This is a genomic window from Roseibium suaedae, from assembly GCF_900142725.1.
GTDB lineage: Bacteria > Pseudomonadota > Alphaproteobacteria > Rhizobiales > Stappiaceae > Roseibium > Roseibium suaedae.
Window position 1 is genome coordinate 28,379 of record NZ_FRBW01000008.1, and the last position, 13,790, is coordinate 42,168.

Annotated in this window: 7 protein-coding genes; 5 read left to right on the forward strand and 2 right to left on the reverse strand. The window is 59.5% G+C overall.

Going from position 1 to position 13,790, the window contains the following annotated elements:
- Positions 1-97 precede the first annotated feature (97 nt).
- The gene (locus BUA94_RS22055) at positions 98-8,698 is read left to right on the forward strand and encodes a glycoside hydrolase family 94 protein (protein WP_073015545.1); all 8,601 of its coding nucleotides are present in this window, start codon (positions 98-100) and stop codon (positions 8,696-8,698) included.
- Between the two features lie 118 nt (positions 8,699-8,816).
- Positions 8,817-9,689 (forward strand): transglutaminase family protein, encoded by an 873-nt coding sequence (locus tag BUA94_RS22060; protein ID WP_073015546.1) that lies wholly within the window; start codon positions 8,817-8,819, stop codon positions 9,687-9,689.
- Between the two features lie 121 nt (positions 9,690-9,810).
- Here the strand turns inward: BUA94_RS22060 and BUA94_RS22065 are convergent, their stop codons facing one another.
- The gene (locus BUA94_RS22065) at positions 9,811-10,518 is read right to left on the reverse strand and encodes a sensor histidine kinase (RefSeq protein WP_073015547.1); all 708 of its coding nucleotides are present in this window, start codon (positions 10,516-10,518) and stop codon (positions 9,811-9,813) included.
- A gap of 713 nt (positions 10,519-11,231) precedes the next feature.
- Between BUA94_RS22065 and BUA94_RS22070 the strand changes: the two genes are divergently transcribed.
- The 3 genes from BUA94_RS22070 to BUA94_RS22075 all read left to right on the forward strand — a co-directional run bounded on the left by BUA94_RS22070 (position 11,232) and on the right by BUA94_RS22075 (position 12,110).
- On the forward strand, positions 11,232-11,618 hold the full coding sequence (locus BUA94_RS22070) for a hypothetical protein (RefSeq protein ID WP_139251253.1): 387 nt from the start codon (positions 11,232-11,234) through the stop codon (positions 11,616-11,618).
- 69 nt (positions 11,619-11,687) lie between these two features.
- Positions 11,688-11,831, forward strand: coding sequence for a hypothetical protein (locus tag BUA94_RS23655; RefSeq protein WP_175558107.1), 144 nt, complete (start codon positions 11,688-11,690; stop codon positions 11,829-11,831).
- Positions 11,832-11,945: 114 nt separating this feature from the next.
- On the forward strand, positions 11,946-12,110 hold the full coding sequence (locus BUA94_RS22075) for a DUF3309 family protein (protein ID WP_006938877.1): 165 nt from the start codon (positions 11,946-11,948) through the stop codon (positions 12,108-12,110).
- 265 nt (positions 12,111-12,375) lie between these two features.
- On the opposite strand, the gene nhaA is transcribed toward BUA94_RS22075, so the two are convergent.
- Positions 12,376-13,704: a Na+/H+ antiporter NhaA gene (gene nhaA, locus BUA94_RS22080; RefSeq protein WP_073015549.1), complete on the reverse strand. Its 1,329-nt coding sequence runs from the start codon at positions 13,702-13,704 to the stop codon at positions 12,376-12,378.
- Positions 13,705-13,790: the final 86 nt, after the last annotated feature.

Genomic DNA, 13,790 nt, shown 5'->3' on the forward strand with positions numbered 1-13,790 from the left:
GTGCTGCGGCCTTTAAATATCCTCCGGCGGCGTCTTGCATGCCGCACCGCCATGTCTCTGCTCGACGTTCGGCCAATTTTAGTATCGGAGGTTCCTGATGACCGTTGGGTTTTCCGGTTGGTCGCCGCTGCGACGGGCAAGCAGAGCTCCTTGGAGCGATATCAATCCTGTACGTGCGGAGATGTTCGGGGTCGAACGTCTGGAACAGCATGCGACCAGTCTGGCAGAACGCCAAGACGTCACCCTTAAGCCACCGCGTGTCGTGTCATTGCAGCGGCGGCTGGAAGAAAATGCAATTGCCTTGTCGGCCACCCGCAAGGCCTGCAATCTTGAACTTGCAGCCGGTCATCCGATCGAGCCTGCGGCACAGTGGTTTCTCGATAACTATCACCAGGTCGTGGCGCAAATCGGCGAAAGCCGTACCGATCTGCCAGCCAGTTACTACCGAACGCTGCCAAAGCTGGCAGATGGCGCGTTTCGGGGCTATCCACGAGTTTTCGGTCTTGTCTGGGCCTATGTCGCTCATACCGACAGTCACCTCGACGCCGCGGTGCTCTCCCGGTTTATCCGCGCCTATCAGCAAGTACAGCCCCTGACCATCGGTGAACTCTGGGCGGTTCCGATCACTCTACGCCTCGTTTTGCTGGAAAATCTCCGGCGCCTCTCCGATCAGATCGGCATGGGTCGCAAAAGACGCCATGAGGCCGACCAGCTTGCAGACCGGATTCTCGGCGCGGGGACCAAGCAGTCCCTCCCGTTAGCCTACTTAGAAGCTGGCCTAAACGGGCGCATGTCCGAAGTCTTTGCAGCTCAGCTGGCCAAGCGGCTTCGAGATTGCGATCCGCTCATCACTCCGGCTATCGGCTGGCTTGAGGAGCGTTTGGCGGTACAGGGCAGTGATATTGATCTTGTTGTGCACCACGCACAGGAACGTCAGGGCGCCTCCAACGTCTCGGTGCGCAACGTCATCACGAGCCTGCGTACAATTTCCGAGATGGACTGGCCGGATTTGTTCGAGGGCGTCAGCCTCGTTGATGCGAAGTTGCGGGAACACGCAGGGTTTGCCGCGATGGATTTCGCCAGCCGCAATCTCTACAGAACGGCCGTCGAGGATCTTGCCCGGCACTGTGATCACAGCGAAATCGAGGTGGCAGGGTTGGCGATCGAGGCCGCGGGCAGAGTGTCGGGGATCGCCGCAACGTCCCTGTACGACCCGCAATCTCAGCGCCGAAGCGATCCCGGCTGGCACCTGTTCGCAGAAGGGCGGATAGCCTTTGAGCGCCAGATCGGTTTTCGGCGAGACTGGTCGCACTGGCATCATTTTCACCCCGGTCTTTCGGGCTATGCCGGTAGCATCTTTTGCGTCACCCTTGGCTTGCTTGTGCTTGGCCTGTGGGCCGCTGCAGGTCTCGCCAACGCTCCCGTGTCCATGTTGTTTCTGGCCCTGTTGGCTCTCGCCGCCCTGATTCCTGCCAGTACCGTCGCGCAAATTCTGATCGATCGTCTGATCGGCTGGACTGTGCCCTCTACGGCGTTGCCGGGGTTGGCGCTTGAAGACGGTATTCCCGCCTCGCTGCGCACCTTAGTCGTTGTGCCGACCCTCCTGACAAATGTCAGCGATATGCGCGAGCAGATCGAAGGACTGGAAGTTCATTATCTGTCAGGCACAAACGGCGATGTCTCCTTCGCGCTTCTCACCGATGGCGTGGACGCTCCTCGCCAGAACATGCCGGGCGATGCGGCACTTGTGACACTGATCGACAAGGATATTGCCAGGCTGAACCAGCTCTATGGGTCGGCCCCATTGGGCGTGCGTTTTTTGCATCTGCATCGCCAGCGCCGGTATAATCCGGTTGAAAAACTCTGGATGGGATGGGAGCGCAAGCGAGGCAAACTGCAGGAACTGAACCGCCTCCTGCGTGGTGACACAAACACCGACTACCGTACACCTGATGGCGGCACCCCATTCGTCCCTTCTGACGTTCGGTATGTATTGACGCTGGATTCCGATACGCTGATGCCACGCGACACGGTGCGGCGGCTGATCGGAAAGATGGCACACCCGCTAAACCGTCCCGTTATCGACCCCGCCTTGCGCCGGGTACGTGCAGGTCACGCGATATTGCAACCTCGCGTCACTCCTGCCCTGCCGGCTGCGCGCAGCGGTACGGCCTTTCAATATGCCACATCCGGGCCAGGCGGCATGGACCCCTATGCCACTGCCGCGTCAGACATCTATCAGGATCTCTTCGGTGAAGGGTGCTTCACCGGCAAGGGCATTTACGATCTTGATGCATTCGAGACGGTGATGGCCGGGCGTGTCCCTGAAAACGCGTTGCTGAGTCATGATTTGCTGGAAGGGATTTTTGCCCGCGCCGGGCTTGCCTCCGACGTCGAGCTCGTTGAATCCTTTCCTGAGCGGCAGGACCTTGCCGCACGCCGCATCCATCGCTGGTGCCGGGGCGATTGGCAGCTTCTACCCTGGCTCGGAAGGCGAGGTGGGTTGGGTGCACTTGGGCGGTTCAAGGTGCTGGACACGCTGCGGCGCTCGCTCCTGGCTCCCGCGACCCTGGGGATGCTGACAATGGGCTGGCTGCTACCGGGCATGGCTGCCGTTCTGGTGACCGCTCTGGTCTTGGCGGTCCTGATGCTGCCGTCGTTTCTGCATGCGGCGGTTTCAGCAGTGCCGCACCGCGCCGGACTGCATCTTCAGACGCATCTGCGTCTGATGCGCGAAGATCTGGCGCTGGCCTTGCTTCAGACAGGGCTTGCGACAGCTTTTCTTGCCGATGCCAGCTGGCGTTCGCTCGACGCCATCACACGTACGCTGTGGCGGCTGCTGGTCTCCCGGCGGCACTTGCTGCAATGGACCACCGCGGCCTCTCTCGCCGCAGCACCGCGCCCGGATCTGGGCGGCTACGCGCGAGCCATGGCTCCTGGCACCACACTGGGGCTGGCCCTGGCCGGGTTGGTCGCCATGGCCGCCCCGGCTTCGCTGCCGCTGATCCTGCCATTCGCCGGGCTCTGGCTTGCTGCGCCCTACATTGCCTTTCGCGTGAGCCAGGTTCCCAAGCCCCGGTCCGAAGCGACGCTGACACCACAGGACGCACAGGCCCTGCGTCAGATCGCCCGCCGGACCTGGCGCTATTTCGAGACATTCGTCACCGCGGAAGACAGCCATTTGCCGCCAGACAATTTTCAGGAAAATCCCCACCCTTCCATTGCTCACCGCACCTCTCCCACCAATATCGGGCTCTATCTTCTGGCAACGGTAGCAGCGTGCGACTTCGGCTGGATCAGCCGTAAACAGGCCGCCGGGCGGATCTCCGCGACCCTTGGTTCTATAGAAACATTGCCGCGTCTCAATGGACATTTCTACAACTGGTACAACACTCAGGATGGCCGGGTTCTCGCCCCTCCCTATATCTCCTCGGTGGACAGCGGAAATCTGGCCGGACATCTGATCGCGCTGGCCAACGCGTGTGAAGAGTGGGCGGAAGCCACCGCCCCCGATCTGCAACGCTGTCGCGGCGGTCTCGCCGATCTGCTGGATCTGATGGAGATCGACGTGGTCCAGGCCGGCGTGGCGCCGGATCCTTGCTTCCTTGCCACGATGCGATCACTACGCGATAGCCTGGCACAGGCCGAAATCGACTGGCCCGCCTTGCAACGCCTCGTCGCCGAAGCAGAAAACTCGCCCTGGGCCAGCAGCCTGCCAGATGCAAGCGCACGATCCTGGCTGTCACTGTTGCGCGACAGTCTAAACGAACTGGCTACAGACGCGGTTGGGTGTGGCATCGACCGCGCCGACCTCGCCGGGCATCTGCGACAGCTCGGCGAAACCGCACGCAGACTGGCGATGGAGATGGATTTCGCCTTTCTGCTGAACCCGGAGCGCAAACTGCTCTCGATCGGCTATTCGGTGCACGAAAACGCGCTCGACCCGGCCTGCTACGACCTGCTGGCGTCCGAAGCCCGGCTGGCGAGCCTGTTAGCCGTTGCCAAACAAGATGTCCCTCTGCGTCATTGGTTCCGGCTGGGCCGTGCCTCGACTGCGGTTCGTGGCGGAACAGCGCTTGTTTCATGGGCCGGATCGATGTTCGAATACTTGATGCCCGAATTGGTGATGCGCGAACCCGAAGGCGGTCAACTTGGCTACACCTGCCGGTTGGCAGTCACACACCAGATCGCCTATGGTGAGGCTCAAGGCGTTCCTTGGGGGATCTCCGAATCCGGCTTCAATGCGCGGGATGTGGAATTCACCTATCAATATTCCCCCTTCGGCGTACCTGGACTTGGGCTGAAACGCGGCCTTGCCGGCGATCTTGTGATCGCGCCCTATGCCACCGGTCTTGCCGCGATGCTCGATCCTGCCGCCGCGCGGCGGAATTACGACGCGCTCGAAGAGGCGGGGGGGCTTGGCGCCTATGGTTTCTATGAAGCGCTGGATTTTACTCCCAGCCGGGTGCTTCCGGGCCAACGTGTGTCTGTTGTGCAAAGCTATATGGCTCATCATCAGGGTATGACCATCGCGGCCATTGCCAACGCGCTGACGGACGGACAAATACGCGCGCGATTCCATCGCGAACCGATGATCCATGCCAGCGAACTGCTGCTGCAGGAACGATTGCCGCGCGACATCGCCCGCACACTTCCCACTCTCGAAGAGCCCACGGTGACACCCGCTGTCCCTCCGGGTGTAGAGCGTGGACGCCGGATCTCCGGTTGTCCGAGCGGTCCGCCCATCAGCCATCTGATGTCGAACGGGCACTACGCCGTCATGCTGACCGCAAACGGCGGTGGTTATAGCCGGTGGGGTGACATTGCCCTGACCCGCTGGCGCGAGGATACGACGCGCGACCATCAAGGCGCTTTGCTGCACCTGCGGGATATTTCGAACGGAACAGAGCTGAGCTTTGGCCCCTGTGAGCAAGGGATGGCAAAGACCCAGCAGGATGTTCAGTTTTTCGAAGATCACACGACCTTCACGGCCCAAACAGGGCGACTTGACACGGTGCTCGACATCCTTGTCTCAGGTGAGGCCGATGCCGAGGTGCGCCGCCTGTCTATCACCAATTCGGGGCGCAGTGTTTGCGATCTGGATGTAACATCCTATGTCGAACTGACGCTGGCAGCCCCCACCTCTGAAGCAGCTCATCCTACTTTCTCACGGATGTTCGTGCAGACCGACTTCCTGCCCGAATATGGTGCGTTGATTGCATGGCGCCGCCGCCGCAACCCGGACGAGCCGGAGATTTGGGCCGCACAGTTCATGAGCATCGAGGGCGAGACAATCGCGCCCTTGCAATATGACAGCGACCGAGCCACGGCGCTCGGCCGCGACCAGGAACAGGCTCGCCCCCGCGCCACAACTCACCCCGGCCCACTGGCAGGCCGCACCGGAACCGTGCTCGATCCAGTGTTCGCCTTGCGCAACCGGTTGCGCGTCGCGCCGGGGGATACAGCACGTTTGATGATCTGGATGGTTGCCGCAGATAGCCGGGAGGCGCTGATCGACCTGATCGATCGTCATCATGACAGTAACGCCTATGATCGTGCTCGAACGCTGGCATGGACCCAGGCCCAGGTGCAATTGCGTCATCTCGGCATTTCGCCGGATGAAGCCGCAAATTTCCAGCGCCTCGCGGCGCCGATCCTTTATCACGATGCCAGGTTCCGGCCACCCGCCGCTGTCTTGGCAAAGGGAGCCGGGCGGCAGTCAGGGCTGTGGCCACTGGCAATTTCGGGGGATCTGCCTATCGTGCTGCTGCGCATCGACGATCCGGCAGACATCGGACAGGTCCGCGCGTTGCTACAAGCTCACGAATACTGGCTTGGCAAACAACTGTCCGTGGACCTTGTTATTCTCAACGAAAACCCTGCCTCCTATGTGAAGGACCTGCAGGCGGCGATAGACACTGCCCTGCGCAGCAGCCACTCCAGGCCACGTAGCGGCGAACAGCGTGTGCGGGGAGCGGTGTACGCACTTCGCTCCGATCTGGTCGCACCGGAGGCCCGCGCGCAGCTTCTGGCGGCCGCACGGGTGGTTCTTTTGGCACGTCGCGGCAAAATTGGTGATCAGCTTGTCATGGTGCTGAAGGATCCTGACCTTTTCCTTGCCGAAGAGAGATTAGCAGACATTCCTCCGGAACCGGCCGGGTACACCACTTCGAGGACAACCGACAAGTCCGCAGCTCCCGATCGTCAAGAAGATCTTCTGGCCGCTGGTGAAAATCTGGAATTCTTCAACGGCACCGGCGGTTTTGACCAGGATGGGCGGGAATACGTAATCCTGCTCGGCCCGAACGACACGACCCCCGCTCCCTGGATCAACGTTATTGCCAATCCCGGTTTCGGTTTCCAGGTATCGGCGAGCGGAAGCGGGTTTACGTGGGCCGAAAACAGCCGGGACAACCAACTGACACCCTGGTCCAACGATGCCGTGGCAGATCCGGCGGGTGAGGCCTTTTATATCCGAGACGACGACAGCGGCGCGCTGATCTCGCCGACCATCCATCCGTTGCGCAAGACATGGAATGGGTTCGGAGAAGAGACCGGGCCGTATATCGTGCGGCATGGGTTCGGTTACAGCAAATTCGAACATCAGGCGGACGGTATTGCCTGTGACCTGGTGCAATTCGTGCCGCGCGAAGATCCGGTGCGGGTCTCGGTGCTGCGTCTGAAAAATACCGGCGAGAAGCCGCGCCATCTGAGCGTTGCCGCCTATAGCGAACCGGTGATGGGAGTGTCGCGTGCCGCCTCTGCACCTTTTCTTGTAAGTTCACGTGACAGCGCGACCGGAGCCCTGTTGGTATGCAATCCCTGGAACACCACTTTTCCAGGCCGTGTCATGTTCACCGGCCTCTACGGCCCAGGGGCGGGCGTTGAAAGCTGGACAGGCGATCGGACGGAGTTTCTAGGATCGGGGGGGAGCGCAGCCGCCCCCGCAGCGATGCACAGCCAGCCAATTCTTTCGGGCCGGCTAGGGGCCGGGTTCGACCCCTGCCTGGCGCAAATGAAGGCCGTTGTGCTTGCCCCGGGCGAAAGCGTCGAGCTTTTGCATTTACTCGGCCAATGCACCGATACAGCGACAGTTGGTGCATTGGTCCGGCGCCTTCGCTCCTCAGATCCGCTCAAGATGCTGGCGGACGTTCAAAAATATTGGACCGAAACTCTGGGCGCTCTTCAGATCGAGACACCTGATCGGGCGATGGACATCATGGTCAACGGCTGGCTGCCCTATCAGACCCTCGCTTGCCGGATCGAAGCACGCGCGGCCTTCTATCAGGCAAGCGGTGCCTATGGTTTCCGTGACCAGTTGCAGGACAACATGGCCCTCACTTTGACCCGGCCCAGGCAGACCCGTGCCCACTTGCTGCGTGCTGCCGCCCGTCAGTTTCCCGAGGGCGACGTGCAACATTGGTGGTTGCCTCATTCAGGACAGGGCGTGCGCACGCGCATCTCCGACGATTGCGTCTGGCTCGGTCACGCGGTGGCCGCCTATGTGGCGAGCACGGGTGACACAGCTGTGCTTGACGAACGTGTTCCATTCCTGGAGGGGCATCGCCTTTGCGATGGCGAGCACGATGCCTTCTTCCTGCCCGACGATGCCGACGATGATGCCTCGCTTTTTACGCACTGTGTGCTCGGGCTGGATCGCGCCCTGACACTGACCAGCCCTTTTGGCCTGCCGCTGATCGGCACCGGCGACTGGAACGACGGCATGAATCGCGTCGGTGCCGGTGGCCGCGGTGAAAGCATCTGGTTAGGCTGGCTTCTGCTGCAAACGCTGAACGCTTTTATTCCGCTGGCCGAGCCGCGCGACACTGCAATAGCGCAACGCTGGCGCACCAGGGCCGAAACCTTGCGCCAGTCCATGGAGACCAATGGATGGGACGGAGACTGGTATCGCCGGGCGACTTTCGATGATGGCACCTGGCTCGGTACCGCGTCTGCTCGCACCTGCCGTATCGACGCGATCGTGCAAAGCTGGGCAGTCCTGTCTGGACAGGCGGATCCCGCGCGCGCAACGCGAGCGATGGAAGCCTTCGACCGCCTTCTTGTAAACCGCGACGATGGCCTTTCGTTGCTGTTTACGCCACCATTCGGAGCGGACCTCATGCCTGAGGATAACGATCCGGGATATATTGCCGCCTACCCGCCGGGCCTGCGCGAGAACGGTGGACAATACAGCCATGCCGCTATGTGGGCGATCCTCGCCTGGGCGAGGCTGGGACGCGGCGATCGTGCCGCTGAGCTCTTCTCTCTGGTTAATCCCATCAATCACACGCGAACTGAGGCTGCCGCGCAGCTTTACAAGACGGAGCCTTATGCCGTCGCCGCCGACGTCTATTCCGTTGCACCGCATATCGGCCGCGGCGGTTGGAGCTGGTACACAGGCTCAGCCGCCTGGATGCACCGCGCAGCGATCGAGGGGATCCTCGGCATTACCCGTGAGGGCAACCGCCTGCGCGTGGCACCCAACATCCCGGCGGACTGGCCAGGTTTTTCGGCTCGTCTGAAAGTTGCGGATACCTTGTGCGAAATTCGGGTCGTCCACACCGAAGACGCTATGGCGCGGCTTGACGGGCTGGTGATCACCGCCGCGGGGCCGGAGGTCTTCATGCCGCTCGATGGTGTGCCTCACGATCTGGTGCTTGGCCTCAGTCATGTCGAGCCAAAGACACCTGCCGTGTGACAGAGCCGGGCTAAAGGCGGCTGCGGAAAGAGAACTGCTCGCGTCGTGTCGACATCAGTTTGCCGGCTGAGCACTGTGAGCGTGCGCCCTTCTTGCTTCAAATATCAGAGAGACCCACATGACGACGTTGAGCACATATCACGTGACCACATATCGCTATCTGCAACCGGTCTTGCTTGGACCGCACCGGATGATGCTGCGGCCGCGTGAAGCGCGCGAACTGCGGCTGATTTCGCATGACTTGACGGTGTCGCCAGAGGCAGAAATCACCTGGACCCATGACGTCGCGGGCAATGCTGTCGCGACTGCCCGGTTCAACGCACCGACCGACCTATTGCTTGTCGAAAGCCGCGCAACTGTTGAACTCACTGCGTCGGCTTGGCCGGTATTCACCATCGCTGCCGAGGCAATCAATTATCCGCTTTTCTACTCCGATGACGACCGGACCGATCTCGGGGCGCTTGTAACACCGCAATATTGCGACCCTGACGGCCAACTGTCCAGATGGGCTGAAGGTTTCGTCCTTGGGCGTCCAACGGATACGTTGTCCTTGCTGAGGGACATCGCGATCGGTGTCTCGTCCAGCGTTGCCTATCTAAGCCGTGAAATGGAAGGTACGCAGATGCCGCTGGACACGCTTTCGCGTGGATCCGGATCGTGTCGTGACATCGCGGTCCTGTTCGCAGAGGCCGTGCGAAGCCTTGGTTTCGGAGCCCGTATCGTCTCCGGTTATCTCTTCGATCCCGATAAGCGTCTCTTGGGTCACGAAAGTACAGGCTCCACTCATGCCTGGGCGGAAGTCTTCGTACCAGGTGCGGGATGGGTCGCTTTCGATCCCACGAACCAAAGCGTCGGATCCAAAAATCTTATCCCCGTTGCCGTCGCTCGCGGAATTCATCAGGTCGTCCCGGTTGCCGGCAGTTTTATGGGACCCGGGAACGCTCTGGCAGAAATGTCAGTCGAAGTTCATCACACAGTGCTCGATGATTGAAGTTGGAATGCCGACCGGGAATTCATTGGACGCTGCGGTATCGGGAAACGTCGAACAGAGCACGGCACATATCGCGACAAGGGCCGGCTCAACCCATGACACACCAAATCCGCTCCGGTCCCTAGCTGTTCCTGTTGATGCTTGTGCGTGGCTCGTCCCGGTTCAGCGTCTGGTCGAACACGGCGCTTGCACTTGCCAACGTCAGTCTCGCAGTCACGCCGCTTTCACTTGATGAATAATTGATCGAGCTACCGATTTGAGCAGACAGCGCCTTTACCAGTCGTGTTCCCAATCCTGCGTCGGTCTTGCCAGTGCCAGCACTCCCAAGACCCGGTCCGTTGTCGCTGACTGTAATCAGGATCGATCCGCTGATATCTTTTCGACAGGCAATCCCGATCCGCCTGACAGAACCGGCGCGATGACCATACTTGAGGGCATTTGTGACGATCTCGGTAAAGATTTGCGCGACGGGGAGCACATGATCGAATTTCAACGCGCAGTCAGGCGCGTAGGTTTCGGTGAAGATGACGTCGTCCGCAATGCCCGACCTGAGGGTTGTGCAAATCTGGCCCAGAAAATCCCCCAACTGAACGTCATCTTCGGAACCGCTACCGGCAAGTATCTGGTGCAGGTCCGACACGGCCTGGATATGTGCGCTGATCGCGTTCAACAACAACGAAACTTCCATGACCTCCAATGGGCTTTCCTGTCTCATGAGACCGATCCCCTTGAGGCGTACATAACTGGACAGCAAGGCCAGGTGATTGGCGATCCGGTGGTCGGCCTCGAGGGAACCGGTGGAGTGGGCTTTGTTTCTGAACTTTCGCATTTGGGACCTCGTTGGTTCCGTTCTTTCACAGGACCGGCACATTTGCAGAACCCCTGCCGGGACGCGTCCGCCGAACCCTGCGCGCTGCTCTTCACCCAGTGAATGCGCGTCTTCAGCGACCTTACGCTTCAGTCATTCCAGCGGTACTGATACAGATCAGGTCAATGCCTTCAAAGACGCGCAGGGCACCCGCAAAGCTATTGATGAAACGCTTCCGAGCGCGGAGCGCTGCTCAATCGGTCTTCGTCCCTCAAGCTGCCGATAACCAGCTGCAGCTGGCGATTGGGTGCAGATTGAGCGCGCACCTCGCTTGCATGTTGATCTCGATCAGTACCGCATGCCGGAGAGTTGCTAACTTAGTCTCAAGCAGGAGGCCCGTGGATCTGCAGCAAGTGCATTTTATGCGTCGCTTTACAGTCCGATACCGCGTGGCCAGCCCCTGAAGAAGGAACGGATTTCCATGAGCTACACAATCACTCGGATGTTCGACCTTGCCGCCTTTGAAGACATCGATGCCCGAATACACCTAGGGAACACAGGCTTTTGCCAAAGGCTTTAATCCCTTCAACCACTGATCTGAGTCAGTGCCGGGTTGCCTGCTTTCCGTTAAGGTGAATGACACCGAAGAAACAGGCCTGACCTGCTTCGGTTCAATCGGAGCAAAGTCCCCGGCGATTTCTGCCGAAACGGACGGTGCCCGCAAGGATCCTCAGATGGCATACGTACCGAACAGACTGAGACAAGACCCGCAATACGACCTTTTTCTACAAGCCGCTGTCGGCGACGATGTTCGCGGAACCAGTGTCACCGTGCTTTCGATGCTCGCCCGGCTTGGCGTCGATCCCTGGGTTGAGGCGGCGACGCTGACTCATTTGAAGGAGGTAGTTGCACGGCAAAGACTGGAGGCGCTCCTGGGCCGATTCACCGATGTACCGTTGTTCGGTCCGGCACTAGACATGGCTGTCTCGCGGCTGATCGCTTGTCTTCCGCGCGTCAGCAAGGACGTTCCCACGCCACGGCCGACCGCAATATCCATCTATTGGCTGGCCGGCATCGGCCTGCTGCTGGCCTATGCCGGCTTGCAAGCCCATGGAAATTAGAAGGGGACTGGCAGCCTCTTCACCCAGCCTCCACAGTCTTCTGAACATCGGCATTCATTGAGGGACATGATGATCAACCGGAACCTTCTTCTGATCCTTCTCGGCGTGCTTGCTGTCGTGGCGGTTGGCGCCAGCTACCTCTACTACAACGAACGCCAGCGCGGGATCGATATCGAGATCGGCCAGAACGGCATTTCCATCGAAGGCAAATAAGCAAAATGACACAGCCGGAGCGTTGCGAAGACCATTGAGCCGCCCGGTCGCCGAGGTTCAGATCAACAGTACTTATTGCGAGAAGCGATAGTCCATCTTTCAGGAGAAACCATCATGTCACTCGGCTTGATCCTCATTATTCTGCTTGTCATTATTCTGCTGGGGGGATTCAGCGGCCGTGTCGGCGGCTATGGTTTTGGCTTCGGCCACGCCGGGGTCGGTGTGCTTGGTGCTGTGCTGATCGTCGTCATCGTGCTGGTACTGCTTGGCCGTATCTGAAACGGCTTGCCGTCAGGGGGATGTCACTTTCAGTGCCCCTTAACTCTCACCGGAGCTGTTCCTGAGGGCTTGCCTATGTAGACGGCCGACGGCGACCTCCATCTTCGCAGTCAGAAACTGGTTCCCAGTCGCCCAGAACCCTCGGCGATAAACAGAAACAAGAAGTCCGCGACGAAGTAACAACCCCGAGGCAAACCCAATTGCGCTTGATTGGGTTCCGCCAGACGGTCGGAAAGGCTTCGTTGATGTTTTGTATTTTCAAACTTTACCCGCTTCGGTTGAAGTTAGGGCGCGTCACTAGCCACAAGAGCGCAAGCAAACCTATAATCGCAGAGACTACGGATCCCGTAAGAATTCCGAGCTTTGCGGCCCCTAGCAGCTCCTGATCAAATGCCAGGTTCGCGATGAACAGCGACATGGTGAAGCCGATGCCGGCGAGAAATGCGCCTGCAGTCAAAAACGGCCATGCCAGATCAGGGTGTCTCACCGCAAAGCCCAAGCGAACAGCCGCCCAGCTGAAACCGAGAACACCAAGAGGCTTGCCAAGCACCAATCCCGCGACAATTGCCAAAGAGATCTGCTGACCAAAGTCGGCCATGTCGATCGAGATCCCGGCGTTTGCCAAGGCGAAGACCGGCATGACAGCAAATCCCACCCATGGATGCAGCACCATTTCGAGCCTCTCAACCGGAGAAAGGGTCTCTGAAACCGCCCGGCCGGCCTCGCGAAGGTCATGTCGTTCAGGAGTGTCACCACTCCAATGATCTCCTCTTGGATAGGCGAGGACCTGCTCGAGAATTGCCCGCAGACGTGTATCGCTCACCCAATTTTGTGTCGGTGTCATTAAGCCAAGAAGAACTCCGGCAATGGTTGCATGAAGGCCAGAGGCGTCGACGCACAACCAAATTGCGCCGCCCGCCGAAAAATATATGAGCATGCTTCTAATGCCCAGGCGGGCAATGCTGGCCACGAGAGCAAATCCCAGTACCGCCGCTCCTAAAGCCGCCCAGTTAAACGCCTCACCGTAAAACACAGCTACGACAAGAATAGCGCCGACATCATCAAATATAGCCAATGACAACAGAAAGAGCCGAAGAGTAGGTGGAATGCGCCGCCCGAAGAGTGCGAGGCAACCGATAGCGAATGCCGTATCGGTGGCCATGACGGTTCCCCATCCGCGTATCCCCGGATTCCCGGCGATCAACGCCAAATAGATCGAAACCGGTACGATCATCCCTCCGAGCGCAGCTGCAAAAGGTAACGCAGCCTGCCTTGGGTTCTTCAATTCTCCGAGAACAATTTCTCGTTTGAGTTCTAGGGAGATCACAAAGAAAAAGAATGTCATCAGTCCATCGTTGATCCAGTGCCGCAGCGAACGGGTGAAATCCAGCGATCCGAAATGGAGACCAATCGGTGTTTCCCAAATGGCCTCAAAAGACAGGGCCCAGGGCGAATTGGCCAGGGAAAGGGCGAGCAGCAAAGCAAGGAGCAACAGTCCGCCTGCCGCTGCCTCGATTTTCAAAAAACGTGAGAATGCCTTTGTGAATCGATCGGCAATTTCCTGAGGAAGGCTAGTCCCATTTGAACCGGTCATGTCAGTGCTGTCCGTGCCGGAGAATTGATGCCTCTTCGTGCGTCTATCGTGAAGAGGCTGGCTTGGCCTACTCGCGGGCCCGGATC

Excerpts from the sequence above, each read along its gene's own strand:
- BUA94_RS22055 (WP_073015545.1), top strand. The coding sequence starts at position 98 with ATGACCGTTGGGTTTTCCGGTTGGTCGCCGCTGCGACGGGCAAGCAGA.
- BUA94_RS22070 (WP_139251253.1), top strand. The coding sequence starts at position 11,232 with ATGGCATACGTACCGAACAGACTGAGACAAGACCCGCAATACGACCTT.
- nhaA (WP_073015549.1), bottom strand. The coding sequence starts at position 13,704 with ATGACCGGTTCAAATGGGACTAGCCTTCCTCAGGAAATTGCCGATCGA.
- BUA94_RS22075 (WP_006938877.1), top strand. The coding sequence starts at position 11,946 with ATGTCACTCGGCTTGATCCTCATTATTCTGCTTGTCATTATTCTGCTG.
- BUA94_RS22065 (WP_073015547.1), bottom strand. The coding sequence starts at position 10,518 with ATGCGAAAGTTCAGAAACAAAGCCCACTCCACCGGTTCCCTCGAGGCC.
- BUA94_RS23655 (WP_175558107.1), top strand. The coding sequence starts at position 11,688 with ATGATCAACCGGAACCTTCTTCTGATCCTTCTCGGCGTGCTTGCTGTC.
- BUA94_RS22060 (WP_073015546.1), top strand. The coding sequence starts at position 8,817 with ATGACGACGTTGAGCACATATCACGTGACCACATATCGCTATCTGCAA.